Origin of the sequence: Gymnodinialimonas sp. 202GB13-11, from assembly GCF_040932485.1 — a bacterium.
GTDB lineage: Bacteria > Pseudomonadota > Alphaproteobacteria > Rhodobacterales > Rhodobacteraceae > Gymnodinialimonas > Gymnodinialimonas hymeniacidonis.
Window position 1 is genome coordinate 1,416,451 of record NZ_JBFRBH010000001.1, and the last position, 19,769, is coordinate 1,436,219.

At 60.9% G+C, this 19,769-nt stretch carries 16 protein-coding genes; 6 read left to right on the top strand and 10 right to left on the bottom strand.

Going from position 1 to position 19,769, the window contains the following annotated elements; genetic code table 11:
• Positions 1 to 100 precede the first annotated feature (100 nt).
• The 4 genes from hemB (at position 101) to V8J81_RS07150 (ending at position 4,864) form a co-directional block, all read left to right on the top strand.
• Positions 101 to 1,099 carry a porphobilinogen synthase gene (gene hemB / locus V8J81_RS07135; RefSeq protein ID WP_368475056.1) on the top strand — a complete coding sequence of 333 codons (999 nt, stop codon included), beginning with the start codon at positions 101 to 103 and terminating at the stop codon, positions 1,097 to 1,099.
• A 145-nt stretch (positions 1,100 to 1,244) separates the two neighbouring features.
• Entirely contained in the window at positions 1,245 to 1,805 is a 561-nt protein-coding gene (locus tag V8J81_RS07140; protein ID WP_368475057.1) for a lipid-binding SYLF domain-containing protein, read from the top strand.
• A gap of 74 nt (positions 1,806 to 1,879) precedes the next feature.
• Complete coding sequence (locus tag V8J81_RS07145) at positions 1,880 to 2,344, top strand: DUF302 domain-containing protein (RefSeq protein WP_368475058.1); 465 nt, start codon at positions 1,880 to 1,882, stop codon at positions 2,342 to 2,344.
• Between the two features lie 42 nt (positions 2,345 to 2,386).
• Positions 2,387 to 4,864: a penicillin acylase family protein gene (locus V8J81_RS07150; RefSeq protein WP_368475059.1), complete on the top strand. Its 2,478-nt coding sequence runs from the start codon at positions 2,387 to 2,389 to the stop codon at positions 4,862 to 4,864.
• Here the strand turns inward: V8J81_RS07150 and V8J81_RS07155 are convergent.
• From V8J81_RS07155 to trkA, 5 genes are all read right to left on the bottom strand, one after another.
• A complete protein-coding gene (locus V8J81_RS07155; RefSeq protein ID WP_368475060.1) occupies positions 4,839 to 6,101 on the bottom strand; it encodes a sensor domain-containing phosphodiesterase in 1,263 nt (420 codons plus the stop codon). The genes V8J81_RS07150 and V8J81_RS07155 overlap by 26 nt on opposite strands.
• An 89-nt stretch (positions 6,102 to 6,190) precedes the next feature.
• On the bottom strand, positions 6,191 to 7,441 hold the full coding sequence (hflX, locus tag V8J81_RS07160) for a GTPase HflX (protein ID WP_368477612.1): 1,251 nt from the start codon (positions 7,439 to 7,441) through the stop codon (positions 6,191 to 6,193).
• 53 nt (positions 7,442 to 7,494) lie between these two features.
• Positions 7,495 to 7,728, bottom strand: a complete 234-nt coding sequence (gene hfq, locus V8J81_RS07165; RefSeq protein ID WP_025312876.1) for an RNA chaperone Hfq — start codon at positions 7,726 to 7,728, stop codon at positions 7,495 to 7,497.
• Between the two features lie 125 nt (positions 7,729 to 7,853).
• On the bottom strand, positions 7,854 to 9,371 hold the full coding sequence (locus V8J81_RS07170; protein ID WP_368475061.1) for a TrkH family potassium uptake protein: 1,518 nt from the start codon (positions 9,369 to 9,371) through the stop codon (positions 7,854 to 7,856).
• Positions 9,372 to 9,377: 6 nt separating this feature from the next.
• Positions 9,378 to 10,754 (bottom strand): Trk system potassium transporter TrkA, encoded by a 1,377-nt coding sequence (gene trkA, locus V8J81_RS07175; RefSeq protein WP_368475062.1) that lies wholly within the window; start codon positions 10,752 to 10,754, stop codon positions 9,378 to 9,380.
• A 184-nt stretch (positions 10,755 to 10,938) separates the two neighbouring features.
• On the opposite strand from trkA, the gene V8J81_RS07180 reads away from it, so the two are divergent.
• Together V8J81_RS07180 and V8J81_RS07185 are read left to right on the top strand one after the other, a co-directional pair.
• Positions 10,939 to 11,718, top strand: coding sequence for a hypothetical protein (locus V8J81_RS07180; RefSeq protein WP_368475063.1), 780 nt, complete (start codon positions 10,939 to 10,941; stop codon positions 11,716 to 11,718).
• 149 nt (positions 11,719 to 11,867) lie between these two features.
• Positions 11,868 to 12,332, top strand: coding sequence for a hypothetical protein (locus V8J81_RS07185; protein ID WP_368475064.1), 465 nt, complete (start codon positions 11,868 to 11,870; stop codon positions 12,330 to 12,332).
• A gap of 122 nt (positions 12,333 to 12,454) precedes the next feature.
• Here V8J81_RS07185 and ntrX read toward each other — a convergent pair whose 3' ends face one another.
• The 5 genes from ntrX to dusB form a co-directional block, all read right to left on the bottom strand.
• A complete protein-coding gene (gene ntrX / locus V8J81_RS07190; RefSeq protein WP_368475065.1) occupies positions 12,455 to 13,852 on the bottom strand; it encodes a nitrogen assimilation response regulator NtrX in 1,398 nt (465 codons plus the stop codon).
• 3 nt (positions 13,853 to 13,855) lie between these two features.
• Entirely contained in the window at positions 13,856 to 16,120 is a 2,265-nt protein-coding gene (locus V8J81_RS07195; RefSeq protein WP_368475066.1) for a sensor histidine kinase NtrY-like, read from the bottom strand.
• 85 nt (positions 16,121 to 16,205) lie between these two features.
• Entirely contained in the window at positions 16,206 to 17,585 is a 1,380-nt protein-coding gene (locus V8J81_RS07200; RefSeq protein ID WP_368475067.1) for a response regulator, read from the bottom strand.
• 106 nt (positions 17,586 to 17,691) lie between these two features.
• The gene (locus V8J81_RS07205; protein WP_368475068.1) at positions 17,692 to 18,762 is read right to left on the bottom strand and encodes a two-component system sensor histidine kinase NtrB; all 1,071 of its coding nucleotides are present in this window, start codon (positions 18,760 to 18,762) and stop codon (positions 17,692 to 17,694) included.
• Complete coding sequence (gene dusB / locus V8J81_RS07210; protein WP_368475069.1) at positions 18,759 to 19,769, bottom strand: tRNA dihydrouridine synthase DusB; 1,011 nt, start codon at positions 19,767 to 19,769, stop codon at positions 18,759 to 18,761. Before dusB ends, V8J81_RS07205 begins: the two co-directional genes overlap by 4 nt.

Consider the following 19,769-nt stretch of genomic DNA (forward strand, 5'->3'; position numbering starts at 1 on the left):
CGTGCGATTCACCGGATGCCACCCCCGGCAGCACGCTTGCACCAAAAGCGTTGCCATGGCACCCCTGTCAACGGAACGTGACGACCGAAAGACCTGACAGATGAGTGTGAACCAAGCCCCCTTCCCGCTGGCCCGCTTCCGGCGCACCCGCGCCGCCGCACCGATCCGCAACCTCGTGCGCGAAAGCAGCCTCAGCGTGAATGACCTCATCTGGCCCGTCTTCGTCTGCGCGGGCACAAATGAGCGCCAAAAGGTCGCCTCAATGCCCGGTGTCGAACGCCTTTCGGTCGACTTGCTGGTCGACGCCGCGCGAGAAGCTGCCTCACTTGGCATCCCTGCAATTTGCATTTTTCCCTACACAGACCCATCCCTGAAAACCGAGCTCTGTGAAGAGGCCTGGAACCCAGACAACCTCTCCAACCGCGCGATCCGCGCGATCCGGGAAGCAGGCGTCGATATTGCGATCATGACCGACATCGCGCTCGACCCTTACAACGCCAACGGCCATGACGGCATCGTGCGCGACGGCATCATCGTGAACGACGAAACGGTCGAGGCGCTCGTGAAGATGGGGCTGGCGCAGGCGGAGGCCGGTGCAGATATCCTAGGACCGTCCGACATGATGGACGGGCGCATCGGCGCTATCCGTACAGCGCTTGAGGAGAACGGCCATAGCAATGTGACCCTCATGTCTTACGCCGCCAAATTCGCATCCGCCTATTACGGCCCGTTCCGGGATGCCGTCGGTGCGTCCGGTGCGCTGAAAGGCGATAAGAAAACCTACCAGATTGACCCTTTGAACGGACGCGAGGCGCTGCGCTGTGTGGAGCGTGACCTTCGCGAAGGTGCGGACATGGTCATGGTCAAGCCTGGCCTGCCCTACCTCGACATGTGCCGGCAGGTGAAAGACCGCTTTGGCGCACCGACCTTCGCCTATCAGGTCAGCGGCGAATACGCGATGGTTGAGGCTGCGGCCGCCAATGGCTGGATCGATGGCGAGAAGGTCATGCTGGAAAGCCTCATGGCCTTCCGCCGTGCAGGATGCGACGGGGTGCTGACCTATTTCGCGCCGCGTGTGGCGCGCATCCTCAACGGTTAGACCCAAGAATTGGGCGCGGCATCGGCAAAAACCCGCAGATATAGCGCCTTCACGGATGACAGCCCCGCCATTTCGGCGTATTCTTGCCACTAAGGATCGAGGCTACACAAGCCCCGGCAAGAGGCAATTAGGCAAGGTATTTCCCATGGCAGATGGTCTTTCCAGACGTTCCCTTCTTCTTGGCGCAGGCGCAGCACCGCTTTTGGCAGCGTGCGGCAACCCGCTTGGCAATTCAAACGCACCGCGCATCGACAGTCGCGTCGATGCGGCGATTGATTTCATGGTGGCCGAGGTTCCCGGAACACAGGACCTTGTGAACAACGCATCCGGTATGCTCGTCATGCCGCTGATCACCGAAGCAGGCTTCGGCTTTGGCGGGGCTTACGGTCGCGGCGCGCTGCGCGTCGGCGGGGCCACGGTCGATTACTATTCCGCTGTCTCCGGCAGCTTTGGCCTTCAGATCGGCGCACAGCAATATGCCCACACCCTGTTTTTCATGAACCCCGACGCGCTGGCTGAATTCCGCAATTCCGTCGGTTGGTCTGTCGGTGCAGACGTGCGCTATGCGGTCAACACAAACGCGGGCACTCTTGGGTTTGACACCGCCACATTGGCGGAACCCGTCATTGCCGTGATCTACGGCCAAGCCGGCCTAATCATTGGCGCGACGCTCGACGGTACGCGCTACACCCGCATCATTCCCTGATCTTGCTCGCGCAAGCGTGACTGGATGCAGTCCCCGGGCCGCGCCATCCTCTCGCCATCTTTACCGGAGGTCCCATGCTGCGCTTGCTCTTTGCCCTGATCCTGTTCGCTCTTCCCGCCACGGCCCAGGAAGACGTTGCCGACCTTAGCCCCTTGCCCGGTTGGGAAGTGCATGCCACTGACCACGACTTTAACACGCTAGTGCAAAGAACAAGGGACGCGATCGGCGCGCATGGTCTGGCAGTCGTCACGCAAGCCGGGCCAACCGGGGCTGCCGCGCGCCGGGGCATCGAGATTCCTGGCAATCGCGTGATCGGCGCGTTCAACAACCATTTCGCTGTCCGTCTTTTGCGGCAATCGACCGAGGCGATGATTCACGCCCCCATCCGCTTCTACGTCACCGAAAACGCGGACGGCACGGCCACCCTGTCTTATATCGCCCCCTCCACCCTTCTTTCGCCTTATGAGACCGCGGCGGACGTGGCGTCCGAACTCGATGATGTGTTTGCCGCCATTGCCCAAGACGCTGTCGCGCGCTAGACGCGGGCGATGCAGTGAACCCTGGCTAAGGACCGCCCGCGAATGATGACCCTGTTGCGATGGCTGACGCGGCTTGTGGCCGCCGGTATCGTTTTGGTCGTCCTCGTCGCCATGCTGGCCTATTGGATCGCCGGGCGCTCCATCCCTGATTACGAGGCCGAATGGACGGTTCCCGGTCTTGACGGTGAGGTTGAGATCGTCCGAAACACCGCCGCCGTTCCCCATATCTTTGCTTTGACCGACCACGATGTGCATTACGGACTTGGCTTTGTGCATGCCCAAGACAGGCTATGGCAAATGCTGATGCTGCGACGCACGGCGCAGGGGCGGCTATCGGAACTGTTCGGGCCCCGAACGCTGGAAGTCGATGATCTGATGCGGCGGTTGGATTTGGATGGTCATGCCACTCGCTCACTCGATGCCTTTTCCGACGACAGCCTTGGCGCGTTGCAAGCCTATGCCGACGGCGTAAACGCTTGGCTGCGCCTTGTCGGGTCGGAGGCGCTTGGGCGCGGGGCACCGGAATTATTCCTGTTCGAGCCTGAAATCGCACCATGGCGCCCGAACGACTCCGTCGCCATTTCGCTGCTTGTGGCGCTCGAATCCGCCACGCATCACGAACACGAAATCCTGCGCGCCCGCACGTCGCTGGCCTTGCCTGAACCGGGGCGCATCGTGGACATCATGCCGGATGCGCCGGGCACAGGTGCCGCAGAACTGGGCGACATCGCAGCCATTCTGGACATCCCCCGCAGCCTGTTTGCCGATGCAGGACCCACCAGGCCGCGTGATCCATTGCATCCCAATGCGCAGGGTTTGAACCGTGGCGGCGCATCGAATGTCTGGGCCGCAGCCCCGTCGCGTTCCGCGGCCGGCGGAGCTTTGATGGCCTCCGACCCGCACGTCACGCTGAGTGCGCCATCTTCATGGTACCTCGCCCGGCTGGAGCTTGCCACGGGTGGCGTCATCGGGGCCACCATCCCCGGGATGCCGAGCATCCTCAACGGTCGATCCGAGCAGATCAGTTGGGGCATCACCGCCGCCTACCTTGATGATATCGACCTCTATGTCGAAGAGCTGAACCCGGATAATCCGCAGCAATATCGCACACCCGACGGTTGGGCGGATTTTGAAACACGCCGAGAGATCATCCAGATCGCCGGCGAGGCTCCCGTTACGATAACCCTGCGCGAGACCGAGAATGGCCCCGTCATCCCCGGCGCGCATTGGGGACTGAGCAGCGTGACACCGGCAGGTCATGTGATGTCGATCCGCTGGACCGGGCTCAGCGATGAATTCACCTCCATCCAAACCGGCCTGCGTCTTATGCGCGCCCGTACTGTCGAGGAAGCTTTGACCACCGGCGAAGATTTCGTTGCACCCGCGGCCAATCTGCTTGTCGCGTCAGCTGACGGGCAGATCGGCATGCAGGTCATCGGCCATATGCCCTGGCGTCTGATCGAACATGAGACGGAGGCGCGCATGCCGTCGCGCGGCTGGATCGAGGGCAACCGTTGGCAAGGCATCACCCAGTATTTCGCCAATCCCACCTTCGTGGACCCCGAAAGCGGTGTTCTGGGCAACACCAACAACAAGATGGTCGACCGCGAATTCCCGCTGCATGTCTCCTACCATTGGGGTGACACGCAGCGCATCGACCGTCTGAGCCGGTTGATGGAGGCCCGCGCCGTCCATACCCGCGACAGTTTCATCGAGGCGCAGCTTGATACCGTCTCACCCGCCGCGCGAAACCTGTTGCCGCTCATCGCGCGCGACCTTTGGTTTACCGGGGAGCCCGCCGCCCCCGGCACGCCCGAACGCCGCCGCCAACGCGCCTTGGAGCTGCTCGCCGACTGGAATGGTGAGATGAACGAGCATCTGCCTGAGCCGTTGATCTTCGCGTCCTGGATGCGGCATCTGCAACAGCGCCTGATCCGCGACGATATCGGCCCCCTTGCTGAGGAATTCTGGCAAGTGGAGCCGGTGTTCCTCGAGCGGGTCTTCCGCGATATCGACGGGGCATCGATCTGGTGCGACGTGCGTCCGTCCACGGCCGAGGAAACTTGCACAGACATCGCGCGCATCGCGCTTGATGAGGCGTTGCAGGAGCTTTCCGAAACGTACGGCGGCGATATCGCCAGCTGGCGCTGGGGCGCGGCGCATGAGGCGTTGCACGAACATCCTGTCCTTGGGCAAACCCGCCTCTTTTCCTGGATCGTGAACATCCGCCAGGCCACGTCGGGCGGCGACTTCACCCTCAACCGCGCAGCCACCCCGGGAACAGGCCCAGAGCCTTACCTGAACACCCATGCGGCCGGCTATCGTGGGGTTTACGACTTCGCTGATCCCGACAGTTCGGTCTTCATCATCGCAACGGGCCAGTCTGGCCACCCGTTAAGCCGCCACTACGATGATCTGGGCGATCTTTGGCGACGGGGCGAATATGTCCCGATGACGCTTGATCCTGACCTCGCCCGCGCCGGAAATCTTGGAATTACGCGGCTGCGCCCGCCGCACTAGGGCCTAGCGTCCGGGCGGTGGCCAGCGCTTCGTCAAGCGGCAGTGGCTTTCCAAGCAACCACCCCTGCCCGCGATGGACACCCAATTCCCGTAATGTCTCGGCCTCTGCCTCGGTCTCTATGCCCTCCGCAACCAGCAACGCGCCGGTTTCCTTGGTGTAATGCATCACAGCCGCACAAAGCGCGCGCAAGGCCTGATCCGTGTCGATCCCCGACACGAGCGTCCGGTCCAACTTGATCAATTCTGGTTTCAACCGCGCGATCTGTTGCAACCCCGAATACCCCGCCCCCGCATCATCGACTGCGATGCGGACGCCGATGGTCCGCAGATCGGCCAAGGCTCGTGCCAGCTGCGCCGCGTCACGGACGGCGGCATGTTCGGTGACCTCAAGGACGATCCGCTCAGGCCCGTGGTCCGCGAACAAGTCCTTCAGGCGACCCGTGGCCACCAATTCAGGGCCTGCATTGACGGATAGATACAAAGGCTCCGGGATAATCGGCAGGACGCCAACAGTGGCCTCCAACACGCAGAGCTCCAGCTCTTCGCCAAGGCCGATATTGGCGGCCTCATCAAACCACATATCCGGGCTGCGAACCGGATCAGCCTCAAACCGGCAAAGGGCCTCAAACCCCGAAACCGTATTTGTGGTCAGGTCACAGATTGGCTGAAACACCATCCTGAAATGCTCGTTGGACATGACAGTTCGAACGCGCGCCTCGGCCTCTTCCGCCATGCGGCGCGCCTCCATCCCATCCTGCACCTCAGCCTGGGCCAGGCGGGCAAACATCTTCATGATGTTGAGATCGCGCTCATTCAGGCCCGGGTTGGGCTTCGGCGACAAACAGCAAAACATCCCGTACACCGACCCATCCCTACGCTGGATCGGAACGCTCACATGGGCGCCAATCGGAACTCTTGCCGTTATAGGCAAGCCGTAGGCAAATGGGTTGGCCGACGTGTCCGGGATCAACTCGGGCAAGCGCCCGTCCAGAATGTGCTGACAATACACTTCCGACAAAGGCTGTGCATCGCCGGGCTTGATCATGTCCTCAAGCCCTGGCGCATCGACGGCCCGAAACACGGTCTGATCCCCTACAAACTCGGACAAATAGGCGATTTCCATGCCCAGATGCGTGCGCACACCACGCAACGCCTCCTGCACGACATCCTCGGATTCGCGTGCTGGCGTCAGTCCAACCGGCGCGCCGAACAATTCGGGAAGGTGCAAATCGACCATGAGACATCCTTTTGAAAGCCACTCGCCGAAAACCATCGCACAGCGTGAGTTAAGGGCAGGTTTCCAAACCGTCGATCTTCATAGAGAGGTTAAAGCGAGCGAAAGGCCTTTTCCTGCCGCGCGGTCCAGCGCACGTTCAGAACCGTTTCATCGTCCCCCGATGCTTCCGTCTCAACCACACCTTGCTCAAACAACCAGGCGCGCTTGCGACCTTCCGTATGGGGCAATGTCAGCTCCGTCTCATGACGGGGCGGCGAGAGGGCCTCGGCCACGGCGGCCAGCATTGGCCCCATGCCTTCACCCGTCAACGCCGATGTGGCGAACACATCAGGCCGTCGCTCGGCTTCGGTTGAGCGTGCTTCGCGTGCCGACGCATCCAGGCGGTCCAGCTTATTCCAAACTTCGATCTGTGCGGCGCTCTCACTGACACCCAAGTCACTCAAGATGGCCATAACATCTTCGGCCTGCTCGATCGTTTCAGGGTGGGAGATGTCGCGGACATGCACGATCAGGTCCGCATCCAGAACCTCTTCCAACGTGGCGCGGAACGCAGCGACCAATTGCGTAGGTAGATCACTGATGAACCCCACCGTGTCCGACAGGATCACCTCTGTCCCATCGGGCAACTTCACCGCCCGCATGGTGGGATCAAGCGTGGCAAAGAGCATGTCCTTCGCCATCACTTCCGCCCCGGTCAGTCGGTTGAACAGCGTCGACTTCCCCGCATTCGTATAGCCGACAAGCGCCACAATCGGATATGGCACCTTCTTGCGGGCCGCGCGGTGCAGGGACCGCGTCTTGACCACCTTCTGAAGCTGTCGCCGGATACGCGTGACGGCCTCATCAATCGCCCGCCTGTCCGCTTCGATCTGCGTCTCACCGGGGCCGCCCACAAAGCCCAAACCGCCCCGCTGCCGTTCAAGGTGGGTCCAGGCCCGTACCAGCCGCGTGCGCTGATAGCTCAGTGCCGCTAACTCCACCTGCAGCACGCCCTCGCGCGTCGCAGCCCGGTCGGCAAAGATCTCGAGGATCAACCCTGTCCGGTCGAGCAGTTTGCAGCCCCATTCCTTCTCAAGGTTGCGTTGCTGTACAGGCGTGACCGGCCCGTCAATCAGGACAAGGCCAATATCCATCGCCTCCATCAGATCGTGCAATTCCTCGATCTTGCCGGACCCGAACAGAAGACCTGGCTGCGCCCGAGGCAGGCGCACCACTTGTGCTTCCACGACCTCAAGATCGGGCAAAGCGGCGGCAAGCGCCACAGCCTCTTCTAGCGCCGGACCGGCGTCGCGCCGATTGCGATCAGACTGAATGTCAGGGTGCAACACCAAAGCCCGCATAGGGCCCTTGCCCAATGCGGTACCTGTCTCGTCAGTGGCGCCGATGGCTGCGCTCACTCTTCCCCGTCGTAGAGGTTGATGGGCTGAGCCGGCATCACGGTCGAAATCGCGTGCTTGTAGACCAACTGGCTTTGTCCGTCGCGTCTGAGCAACACACAGAAGTTGTCAAACCACGTGATGACGCCTTGAAGCTTCACACCGTTGATCAGGAAAATGGTTACAGGAACCTTCGTCTTGCGGACGTGATTCAGAAATGCGTCCTGCAAGTTTTGCTTATTTTCGGCCATTAACTATCACGCCCCGTTGGTTTTTTTGGGCCAGGTTGATCCCGGCCGCACTCCCGCGTCCGGACACTATGTCGCCCTTCGAAGGGAATTTCCACCCCCGTTCAATAGGTTGAGCGTGTCGGGGCCTAATCCCGCCAGAACGACGGGTTGAACAGCGCGATCAGAACCAGCGTTTCGATCCGACCCACGATCATCGCGGCGGCACAAATCAGCTTGGCCGCATCCGAAAGAGCAAAAAAGGAGACCGGCGTTTCCCCGGCAACGATCGCCAACGGCCCGGTCGTGGTGAGTGAGGCAATCGACAGGATCATCGCCTCTTCAAATGAGAGCCCAGTCAGCGCCAAGGCGATCATCACGGCCGCCATCGACAGGATAAACAGCATGAAAACGACCCAGGCGATATACGCGCCCTCCCGTCGGATGCGACGCCCCAGCCGCCCTGCCCCGGCCACGGAGTTCGGATAGACCAGTTTCCCGATCTCCCGCACCCCATGCTTGTAGAGCGCATAGACCCGCAACAGCTTCACACCGCCTGCTGTGGTCGCCACACCGCCGCCCATCAGGACAAGGCCCACGAGCAGCAACCCCGGCGATTGCAGACCCGACCAATCCCGCGCAGCACCCCAACTGTCCGAGACGAAGCCTGTTGTGGTCAGAAACGACACCACTGTGAACACCGACCCCCAAAGCGCCTCCAGCGCTGCGCGTCCATCGGCCAGCTCATCCACCTCCAGCGCACCGAGCCAATGTCGCGCAAACAGCAGGGTCGGCAAAACAACACCGGCAAACAGCGCCAGCCGGATCTCGCGGTCTTTGGTCAGCCTCTCACGCAATTCGCGCCCAATCCCGCTGGCATAAGTTCGCCGCGACAGGGCGAAGACGAAGAAGATCAGGATCAATGCCTCGCCCATCACACCTGTCGGTCGCCCGTCAATCCCGCCCACCGGGCTGATGCCTGATGTGGCCAAAGTCGACATGGCGTGGATCGACGCAACCAGTGGCTCTTCCCCCACGGCGATCATGGCAAAGGCCAGCACCGCCGTCAGCCCGAGATAGATCGGTGTCAGCCGCATCGCATGTTTGCGCAGCCGCTCGGACGCATTGGCCGCCCGCATTTGCCCCCGCGCCTTAACCACCTGGCCTTGGATATTCGCCTCGGACGTCACCTCATACCCGCCAAGGTTCAGCGGCGCGAGAACGGCAAACGCCGTGATCCAGATCAGCAATCCGCCCATCCAGCCCACAAGGCCCCGCCATAGATGCACGACAGGATCCAGCCGCATCGGCTCAAACACCTCCGCACCCGTGGTTGTCAGGGCCGAGGCCATGTCGAGATAGACATTGATGAACCGAGTATTCCCAACTGCCTGATCCATCGGCCAGGCCAACACCACGGGCATCCACAGATAAGCCAGGAAGACCGTCGCCAAATGGCTGCGCTCGGACGGTGGGCGGCGCGGGGTCTGGCTGGCAAAGCCAATCAGAAACGCCGCCATGATCACCATCGCGCCCACGTAGAAGAAATCGCGCGCCGTCGCGTAAAAGCCCAGATAGGTGCCCACCACAGCCGGCAGCAACATCGCCACGCCGGATGCGAACAACAGCACCGTAAAGAAAGGCAGGTTGCGGAAATAGACGGCCATACCGGCTCAGAAGAAATCGATGGAGACTTGCAGCAAAGCCTCAACCGCTGGCACATCCGCCGTCAGCGCGAAAATCACGATGGCGTCGCCATCCTCGATCCGCGTCGTGCCGACCGGGCGGAACACCTTGCCGCCCCGCTGCACGGCGCCAACCAACGCCCCTTCCGGAAAGTCGATGTCGCGGATCGCCTTGCCGGAAATGGGTGAAGTCGACAGAACCTGCGCCTCGATGATCTCGGCCTCCGCATCCCCGATGGAATAGACCCCGCGTACCCGACCATGCCGGATATGGCGCAAGATCGAACTCACCGTCGTTGCCCGCGGGCTGACATAGGCGTCGATCCCCAACGGGTCCATCAACGGCACCAGAGTGGGATCGTTCACCAGACTAATCGCCATGCCAGCTCCCGCCGACTTCGCCCGGACGGAGGCCAGCATGTTCGTCTTGTCATCGTCCGTCAGGCACAACATCACATCGGCCCGTTCCACCCCCGCCTCGCGCAACAGGTCCATATCGAGCCCGTCACCATGCAGCACAATCGTCCGCTCCAGCGCATCGGCTGCCACCTCGGCGCGCGCACGGTTCGCCTCAATCACACGGGTGCGCATTCGGGTCTCAGACAGCTCAAGCTTCCGGGCCACTGTCAGGCCCACATTGCCACCGCCCACAATCAGAACACGCTCCGCCGCCGCCCGCGTCTTGCCGAAAATATCCAGCGTTCGCGCGACATCTTCGGCATGGGTGAAGACATAGATCTGGTCATGCGCGAACAGCTGATCGCCAGGCTCCGGCGCGAACAACGCGCCATCCCGCCGCACGCCGACGACAATGGCCCGCAGGGTCGAAAACAGCTCTGAGAGTTGCCGCAACGGCGTATCAAGCACCGGGCATTCTTCATCCAGCGCGATCCCCAGCAACTTGGCATCCCCGCCGAGGAAGCTTTCCGTATCAAAGGTCGTGGGCGATGCGATCCGGTTCAAAACAGCCTCCGCCACCTCCATCTCGGGTGAGATCACGACGTCGATGGGCAGGTGGTCCCGACGGTAGAGGTCCGAATAGCTGGCCTGCAAATAGCTCTGCGACCGCAACCGCGCGATCTTGCGGGGCACGGCAAACACCGAATGAGCGACCTGACAGGTGACCATGTTCACCTCGTCCGAGAACGTGGCGGCAATCACCATATCGGCATCTCGCGCGCCCGCTCGGTCCAGCACATCCGGGTGGCTGGCAAAGCCTGTCAGGCCCTGCACGTCCAGCGTATCGGTCGCACGGCGCACAAGATCGGGGTTGTTATCAACCACCGTTACATCGTTGTTTTCCGAAGACAGATGGCGCGCAATCTGCCAGCCAACCTGGCCTGCGCCACAAATGATGACCTTCATGTCCGAGGTCCGCCTTTAAGCTCCAAAAGGTTGCGCAGGATTGGCAGGTTGGGGGCCGGGCGTCAACGGGTCCACAAGAACTCCGACACCGGTCAGCGCGCCACAAAATGGTCTAAAAATAATGAAATCAGGGTCTCCATCACGCGACAGCCTCAACGAACAGTTACGATCAAGGACAGTTTTCATGCGTAAGTCGGCCAGAGTATTCGTATCAGCCCTGGTCTTATTCAGCGGACAAGTGGCCCTCGCGAACCCGCAAGCCGACGCGATCCTCATTGCACAGCGCGCGCAGACCCCGGATTGGCTGGAAACTGTCCAACAAACCCTTGGAGATGCACTTGTTGATGCGTATTTCGCGCCGATCGCCGGAAACGGGATCGAAATTGCGGATCGCGACCGGTTCAGGGCGTTGATCCCCGAAGAAATCGTCGCGCGATATGTAGAATTTCTTGAACAAAGAAGTGTCGATACCGCGCTCGAGGTCTATACGCCGGAACAGCTTGCGACCATCGCGGCCGTTCTGCGCGCCGACCCGGATGCGACCCCGGCCGAGATTTTTGCCGAAGACTACCAACAAAGGCATGAAGCCGCCCTCATTGAGGCTCGGAGCAATGCCGTAGCCTCCGGTTCAGACGATCCGCTCGTGCTAGAGCTCGAAGAGGTTGCCGTGCGCATGAACGCACTTTCCGCAATGCTTGAGGATGGCGGCGGCGAAGCGCTTGGGCAGGACCTTGCATTTGGCATCGCCTCCCTCTTCTCCATGGCAGCAGTTGCCAACCAGCTGGCGCAGAGCGAGGTTGAGGCCGACAATCCCGTTACCTTTGCCGCAATCAATGAGCGCGGGGTTCTCCGGTTCGCCAATCCGACGCATCGCCAAACACTGTTAAGGCAGATTGCGCCATCCACGAGTGGCGGCGGAATTCAATTCGTCAGGCCGCTGATCGGATCCGCCGGGTCGAACTAGCCCGGTCTCTGGCGCTAGGCAGCTATTGAGGCGCCTTGCCCAAGTTAGTGCTCGACTTTTCATGCATCCGCAAACCCGACAGATCGCTTGTTATTGAGTGACACGGCATTGCCCCCTACCGCATGGGCATTGATCTAGTGGAGCTTTCTATGATGCACCGATTCCTTCTTGGCACACTTCCGGTGCTCGCCCTCACCGCCTGCGTGTCCGACACCGTCTACCACGCGCCCGGCGTGTCAGTGGCAAGTCGGGATGCCACTTTTGCCCAGTGTCAGTCGCAATCATTGAGCCAATACCCAATCCGCAATGAAACCCGCTTTCGCCCGCCCACATTTGTGCCAGCGACCGAGACCTGTGATGCGGCGGGTGTTTGCACGCGAACCGAGGGCTATTGGGAACCCGGCGAGGCCTATACGGTCGATGTAAATGCCGATTTCCGCCGGACTGCCACGCAGGGCTGTATGGGGTCTGCGGGCTTTTCGCGCGTGGAATTGCCGTTTTGCGAAGAAGGCACTGCCGTCATCCAATCCACCACGATCCCGACGCTGAACGGCGGCACTTGCCTGATACGGCAACGAGGGGCCGAACCGTTGATCGTGAACCCCGCTCGATGAGGGCAGCCTAGGCTCAATACATTTCTACAATTATAGAAATGATTTGATAGGCCGACTGTTATTTTTCAGAAACTTACGCGACGACCTTAATCCTGATCACGCGAGAGCAACCTTGCAATAGCCTACCCTTCGCTCACCTGCGCCACTCGAGTCCCGGCCTTCGAGGTCGTGACAACGCCAAGCGATTTCAACTTCCGATGCAGCGCCGATCGCTCCATTCCCACAAAGCTCGCCGTGCGGCTGATATTGCCGCCAAACCGGTTGATTTGAGCCATCAGATACTGCCGCTCGAACAGTTCCCGTGCCTCTCGCAATGGCAACGTCGTTAAAGACGCCGACAGCGCGATGTCCTCCTCCGAAGTCGGCGCCTCCGTCTGTCCAGGCAGGTCCCGCGCCTCGATCGGGCCGGAGCCTTCGCCAAGTATCAACACCCGTTCGATCATGTTCTTCAACTGCCGCACATTGCCCGGCCAAGCCATCGTTTGCAGCATCGCTGCCGCATCCTCCCCCAGATCGCGCGCCGTCAGACCCTGTTCGCGGTTGAAAAGCTCAATAAAATACCGCGCCAGTTCCGGAATATCCTCGCGCCGGTCCTCAAGGTTCGGCACCTCGACTGGCACCACATTCATGCGGTGATAAAGCTCCTCCCGAAACCGCCCGGCGTCGATTTCGGCCTGCAAATCCCGGGTGGTTGACGACACAACCCGAAGGTCGACGCGCACCTTCGTCGTGCCGCCCACTCGCGTGAAACTTTGGTCCACCAGAACCCGCAAGATCTTCGCCTGCGTCTCCAGCGGCATGTCGGCAACCTCGTCGAAATAGATCACCCCACCATGCGCCTGCTCGAGCAAGCCCTGCTCTACCCCGCGCTGCTGGCTTTCGCGGCCGAACAAAACCTCTTCCATGTGATCGGGCTGGATAGACGCGCTGGAGACGGTCACGAACGGCGCATCAGCGCGGTTCGACTCCGCATGGATATACCGTGCCGCCACTTCCTTGCCCGCGCCCGGCCCGCCCGTCAGCATCACTCGGCCATTGGATTTTGTGACCTTATCAAGCTGGCTTTTCAACGTGCGGAACGCCGAAGACGACCCAACCATGTCCATCGAACGGCTATCCTGACGCCGAAGTGCCGAATTCTCTCGCCGCAACCGGCTTGTTTCCATCGCCCGTTTGATCACCACCATCAGCTGGTCGATGTTGAATGGCTTCTCGATGAAATCATACGCCCCCTGTTTGATCGCGGCGACCGCGATCTCAACATTGCCATGGCCCGAGATGATGACTACCGGCACTTCAGGGTTGTCGCGCTTCACATGGCCCAGAATGTCGATCCCGTCCATCGAACTGTCCTTGAGCCAGATGTCGAGGATCATCAGCCCCGGCTGGCTCTTGTTTAGCTCAGCCATGCATTCGTCGGACGACCCCGCCATGCGCGTCGTGAAACCCTCATCTTCGAGGATGTCACAGATTAGCTCGCGAATATCGCGCTCGTCATCGACGACCAGAATGTCACTCATCACTTAATCTCCATGCCTGTCGGGCAAACGCGGCAACGTGATACGCGCAAGCGCCCCCAGATGCGCGCCGTCGCTGAACGGCTCCGCATCCAGAAGCTCCAGCGTGCCGCCATGCTCCTCAATGATTTTCTTGACGATGGGCAGGCCAAGACCGGTGCCCTTGTCGCGGGTTGTTACATAGGGTTCGAACAGTTTCGCGCGGTCCGGTGGAAGGCCGATGCCATTATCTGCGATGTCGATCTGGACACTATCCGCGCCAATCTCCATGGCAACGCGAAGCTCCGGCACATGGCCTTCAGGTGCGCTTTTTTCTTGAAGGCTCTCAATGGCTTCACCGCCGTTCTTCAACAGGTTCGTCAGCGCCTGTCCGATCATGGTCGCGTCAACTTCTGCCATCGCCTGCGCATCGGGAATATCGGTCACAAACCGCACCTCTGGCTGGCCCGCGCGCTGCAACATCACCGCATTGCTCAACAATTGAACGACATCCTCGACCCGTGTTTCCGGCTCCGGCATACGCGCGAACTTTGAGAATTCATCAACGATGCGCCGCAGGTCATTGGTCTGGCGCACGATCACTTCGGTCATCTGTTCCAGAGATTCTTTATCCTCATCCTCCAACCGTTTGGAGAATTTGCGGTTTATCCGTTCAGCACTCAGCTGGATCGGCGTCAACGGGTTCTTGATTTCGTGGGCAATCCGGCGAGCCACGTCGCCCCAAGCCGCCATACGCTGCGCACTGACAAGTTGGGTCACATCGTCGAAGGCCACCACGTAGCCTTCAAGCTCGCCGTCAAGATTGCGTCGTGTGGCCATGCGAACGAGCAGGCTTTCCTGCTTACTGCCACGGGTTAGCTTGATCTCCTCCTGCACAGCTTCGGCGGTGGTGCCCTTCAGTTTCTCGAACAGCTCGGCGAACTCTGGGACGGCGGCTTCAAGCGTCAGTCCGCTGTCGCGCTGTTCGACCAAAGACAACAGCCGGATAGCCGACCGGTTCATGAAATCGACGCGGCCCGATTCCTCCAGCCCAATGACGCCCGCAGTCACCGAAGACAGCACAGAATCGAACAGGCGGCGGCGTTCTTCCGTTGAGGCATTTTGCTCGATCAACGTGTCGCGCTGGCCTTTGAGTTGCAGAGTCATCTGATTGAACAACCGCCCCAACATGGCGATTTCATCATCTGAGGTTTCTTCCGGAACACGGACGTCGAGATCGCCCTGCCCGACACGCTGCGCCGCACCGGCCAGACGGCCCACAGGGCGCGAAAGACGCTCTCCAAAACTTAGGCCTGCCCAGATGGCCGCGAGGATCATCAGTGTCGCAAAGCCAAGATAAAGAAGGGCAAAATCGAACAGCAGACGCCCACGGTCGGATTCAACCTGCCGGTAGAGCAAAACGGTTTGCTCAGTCTCATCCAGCAGAGAAATGATCTGCCCGTCCACCTCGCGGCTGATGTAGAGGTATCGGTCGGGGAAAGCGTCTAGCCGCAGCAGCGCGCGGAATTCGTTCTGCTCCCGATCCTCGGTCAGAACCACATCGCCTTCGGCGGCGGCTATCAAGTCCTCGGCGCTCGGTTCGTCGTAGTCGAATAGATAAGATCGCTCACCTCGCGCCCGGATCTGCCCTGCCCCGTCGATCACGAACGCCTCTCGCAACCCGCGCTGAATTTGCTGCTGTCCTTGGCTGAGCACCTGTCGCAAGTCGCCGTCACTCAGGAACGGCACCGCGCGTCGGTTGAGGTTAATGAAGGCCCCCAGCGCACGGACATCCTGTTCCAGATCATCCCGGTGCTCTTCCTGATAGGCCACGGCCGCGTCCACGGAATTGCCAAGCGCCGTTGAGACCCTGTCTGAAAACCAGCCCTCAAGGCCCATGTTCACGCTCAGAACCGCCAGCACAGCCACGACCACCGTGGGCACAAGGGCGACCGCCCCGAAGATCGTAGTCAGACGCAGGTGCAGCCGGGAGCCCGCCGATTCCGCGCGGCGCGATGCGGCGATACGGGCCAGCTCCCGTAGAACGAGGGTCGCAATAACAAGAATATAGACAAAATCCGCGAGCAGGATCAGCGTACGCGCCGTCTGCCCCGTGACATCCCCAAGCGGGCGGAAGGCCAGATACGTCGCCAGCGCCAGAACCGGTGCGAGCACGATCAGACCAATGGTGCCGAACGACCGCACACGCTTGTTGCGCCGCAAACCCGCGACACGCGCCAGAAATGGCTGATGTTCGCCCATATCGCTGGCGGGCTTGTCGACCACTCGCATCCCCCAATTCTGTCGCTCGATCGGGCTGACAGACCCGGCGACGTCGAGGTGCCTGTACCCCGAATGCCACGCGACTGTTGCGAGATTACATCAATTTTCTGCGGCGCGTAACCCGAATATCGAGGTCGGTGATCTTTTTTCTCAAGGTATTGCGGTTGATGCCAAGAAGATCGGCACATTTGGCTTGGTTGCCGCCCGTTGCATCAAGAGCAATCTCGATAAGTGGAAGCTCTACTTCCCGCAGGATTCGAGTGTAGAGGCCCGGAGCCGGAAGCACCCCGCCGTGTAGATCAAAGTAGCGCCGCAAGTGTTTGGCAACACTGGCAGAAAGCTTGTCGCCTTCGCTGTTTCCAGAGATCAGCGGCTCAATTGCTGGCTGGCTTCCGAGCACAGCCTCAACTTCCGCCAATGTGATTTCCTCACTGGCGGCGGTGACAGTCAGGCGGCGTATGGAATTCTCCAACTGGCGGGCATTGCCCGGCCAGGAATAGGCGCGGATCAGGTCCATTGCGGCATCGGAAAACCGGCGCGTGAGCGCTCCGTCCCGCTCGGCCCGCGCAAGAAAGTGATTTGCAAGCAACGGGATATCGTCGACCCGCTCCCGTAAACTGGGAACTGCGATGCCGACGCCACCGAGGCGATAAAAGAGGTCTTGGCGGAAGGCACCGGCCTCCATTTTTTCCATCAGGTCCTTTTGCGACGTCGCCATAATGCGCGGACCGCCGTCGGACATAGAATCGAGCATGCGCACGATCTTGGCCTGGGCGTCCTCGGGCAGATCGCCAACCTCATCAAACAGGATAGAACCTCCCTTCGCGCGGGCAAGGATGGACGACGGGCCATCGATCCCCTCAAGATCCGGGGCAGAGGCTACGACAAACGGCAAGGTGCGCCGGTCTGAGAAGTCGTGAATAGCGCGCGCAATCAGCGACTTACCAGTACCAGATTCACCTGTGACAAGAACGGTCAGGTCGGTGTTCATCACCCGGGCGACAAGGCGATAAAGCGACTGCATGACGGGTGTTCGCCCGACCAAGGGCAGGTCTTCGCCGGAGGTAGGAGCGGGGGTGGAGGCGGGTTTGGCCGTGGCTTGCAGGCGCCGCTTTTGCTCCAAAGCGCGGGCGGCGCGTTTCATCAGGTCGGGCAGGTCAAAAGGCTTTGGCAGGTAATCGTAAGCGTCTTTTTCGGTCGCCTGAATTGCCGTCATGATCGTGTTCTGTGCCGAAATGATGATCACCGGTAGCCCCGGACGCTCCGCCGTGATTTTCGGCAGGGTTTCCAAGCCGTTGCCATCTGGCATGACCACGTCGGAGATCACCAGATCGCCCTTCCCCTCCTCAACCCATCGCATCAGGGTCATCAGGCTGGAGGTCGCGTGAACCTTGCACCCGGCCCGGGTCAACGCCTGGGTCAGAACGGTGCGAATGGTGCGGTCGTCATCGGCGACTAGAACGGTGCCGTCCATGGGTCAGTAGCCTTTCGAGATAAGACCAGTTGAACGCAGATGCGTCCTTCTGATCGGATTTTCGTGGGAAACGCGTCCGACAGAACGCATCCCTTTTCGCAGAGGGTCATCCAGTCGCTCCTTTTGGTGCGACCGGCAGTGAAATGCGGAACGCAGTACGTCCGGGTACGCTATCGACACTGATCAATCCGTCATGGTCGGAAACGATCTTGGAGATCAGGGCAAGCCCAAGACCGGTACCATTTTCGCGACCCGAGACGAACGGCTCAAAAATGTCCTGCGCCAGATCGGCGGGGATGCCGGGCCCATCATCCACGACCTCGACCTGAAGCGGCACGGCGGCGCCCGAGCCGTCGCTGCGGCGGACTTTCAGGCCAAGTTCATAAAACGTGCGGATGCGGATCGTGCCGCCCTCCGCCCCGGCTTCTGCGGCGTTCTTCAACAGGTTAAGAATGACCTGCAAAAGCTGATCGGGGTCCGCCCAGGTCAGTGGCAGCGACGGATCGTATTCATCCTCAATGGTCATATGGGCGGCAAACCCCAAGGCGGCGGACTTTCGCGCGCGATCCAACACGTCGTGAATATTGACGCCCTTGCGATCCGGTGGACGGACATTGCCGAAGTCTTCCACCTGTTCGAGGAGTTTGAGAACGCGGCGCGTCTCAGCCACGATCAAGTCGGTCAGTTCCAGATCTTCCGGCGGCAGATTCATGGAGATGAGCTGCGCCGCGCCCGTAATCCCGGCCAGCGGGTTCTTGATTTCGTGCGCCAGCATCTCGGCCATGCCAATGGCAGACTTCGCCGCCGTTTTCGACGACATGGCCCGGTCCATCCGCCCCTGCATCTCGCGGCTTTCCAAGAGCACCAGCACATGATCGGGTCGGTCAGTCAGCCCCGTGATCTGAACGTCACAGGAAACAGGTTTGCGGCTGCCGGTGCCGACATCGACGGCATTCACGAACAGCGCGGATTGGGCGTTGCGGACGCGGGCGAAGCTTTCTTCCAGCGGCGCATCGACGAAGATCTTGTCCCAGACCGGGAAGCCCAGAAGCGAACGACGCGACGTGTTGAGGAAGGCCTCTGCCGCCGGGTTTACGTCGGCGATGCGATCGTCAGCGTCAAGGATCAGCGCCGGGATCGGCAGGGATGCCCACAAAGCGTCGGTCACAGAGGTCATGCGACGGCCCTCAACCCGGAGGACAAGGCCAGTGGCAGGGTCGCCATAACCTGCTTGGGATCCGTTTCCGTCAGCACCTGTTTGCGGAGATCGCGTGGCGTGGCGCTGGCATCCATGTACCAACCAAGATGCTTACGCGCGACTTTGAGGCCGAGCGTGGTGCCGTAGAAGGCCAGAATGTCTTCGTAGTGGCCGGCGACCATTTCAGCGAAGGCTGCACCTGCGGGAACATCCGGCGTGGGCGTGCCGTAAAGACTTGCGCCAATCTCGGCCAGCAACCATGGCGCGCCCTGAATACCACGCCCTACCATGACGCCGTCCGCACTAGAGCAGCGCAGCGCCTGCATCGCAGATGGCGCGTCGACGATATCGCCGTTGGCAATGACCGGGATCGATACGGCTTCTTTGACGGCACGGATGGCAGGCCAGTCGGCTGTGCCTTTGTAAAACTGGCAACGGGTGCGGCCATGGATCGTGACCATGCGAATGCCGGCCCCTTCCGCGCGCTTTGCAAGGCGCGGCGCGTTCAGGAGGTCGTCGTCCCACCCCAACCTTGTCTTGAGCGTAACAGGAACGTCTACGGCCCCCACCACGGCTTCGATCAACCGCAAAGCATGGTCCGGGTCGCGCATGAGCGCCGAACCAGACATGCCGCCCGTCACCTTCTTGGCGGGGCAGCCCATGTTGATGTCGATGATCTTTGCGCCCTGCCCGGCTGCGATGCGCGCGGCCTCGGCCATCCAATGTGCTTCTCGCCCCGCGATCTGCACAGCAGAAGCTTGTTCACCAAACCCAAGCTCGGCCCGCGCGCGCACGGACGCTTTCGCCTCGACCATCTCTTGGCTTGCGACCATCTCGGACACGACAAGGCCCGCGCCGAAGCGGCTGACCAGCCTGCGAAACGGCAGATCGGTGATCCCCGCCATGGGCGCCAGCAGAACCGGCGGCGTTAGGGTCATGGTATCGAGCTGGATGGCCAGAGCGCTTAATCCTTGTGCGTTTGTCAT

Excerpts from the sequence above, each read along its gene's own strand:
- hemB (WP_368475056.1), top strand. The coding sequence starts at position 101 with ATGAGTGTGAACCAAGCCCCCTTCCCGCTGGCCCGCTTCCGGCGCACC.
- V8J81_RS07140 (WP_368475057.1), top strand. The coding sequence starts at position 1,245 with ATGGCAGATGGTCTTTCCAGACGTTCCCTTCTTCTTGGCGCAGGCGCA.
- V8J81_RS07145 (WP_368475058.1), top strand. The coding sequence starts at position 1,880 with ATGCTGCGCTTGCTCTTTGCCCTGATCCTGTTCGCTCTTCCCGCCACG.
- V8J81_RS07150 (WP_368475059.1), top strand. The coding sequence starts at position 2,387 with ATGATGACCCTGTTGCGATGGCTGACGCGGCTTGTGGCCGCCGGTATC.
- V8J81_RS07155 (WP_368475060.1), bottom strand. The coding sequence starts at position 6,101 with ATGGTCGATTTGCACCTTCCCGAATTGTTCGGCGCGCCGGTTGGACTG.
- hflX (WP_368477612.1), bottom strand. The coding sequence starts at position 7,441 with ATGCGGGCTTTGGTGTTGCACCCTGACATTCAGTCTGATCGCAATCGG.
- hfq (WP_025312876.1), bottom strand. The coding sequence starts at position 7,728 with ATGGCCGAAAATAAGCAAAACTTGCAGGACGCATTTCTGAATCACGTC.
- V8J81_RS07170 (WP_368475061.1), bottom strand. The coding sequence starts at position 9,371 with ATGGCCGTCTATTTCCGCAACCTGCCTTTCTTTACGGTGCTGTTGTTC.
- trkA (WP_368475062.1), bottom strand. The coding sequence starts at position 10,754 with ATGAAGGTCATCATTTGTGGCGCAGGCCAGGTTGGCTGGCAGATTGCG.
- V8J81_RS07180 (WP_368475063.1), top strand. The coding sequence starts at position 10,939 with ATGCGTAAGTCGGCCAGAGTATTCGTATCAGCCCTGGTCTTATTCAGC.
- V8J81_RS07185 (WP_368475064.1), top strand. The coding sequence starts at position 11,868 with ATGATGCACCGATTCCTTCTTGGCACACTTCCGGTGCTCGCCCTCACC.
- ntrX (WP_368475065.1), bottom strand. The coding sequence starts at position 13,852 with ATGAGTGACATTCTGGTCGTCGATGACGAGCGCGATATTCGCGAGCTA.
- V8J81_RS07195 (WP_368475066.1), bottom strand. The coding sequence starts at position 16,120 with ATGCGAGTGGTCGACAAGCCCGCCAGCGATATGGGCGAACATCAGCCA.
- V8J81_RS07200 (WP_368475067.1), bottom strand. The coding sequence starts at position 17,585 with ATGGACGGCACCGTTCTAGTCGCCGATGACGACCGCACCATTCGCACC.
- V8J81_RS07205 (WP_368475068.1), bottom strand. The coding sequence starts at position 18,762 with ATGACCTCTGTGACCGACGCTTTGTGGGCATCCCTGCCGATCCCGGCG.
- dusB (WP_368475069.1), bottom strand. The coding sequence starts at position 19,769 with ATGACAAACGCACAAGGATTAAGCGCTCTGGCCATCCAGCTCGATACC.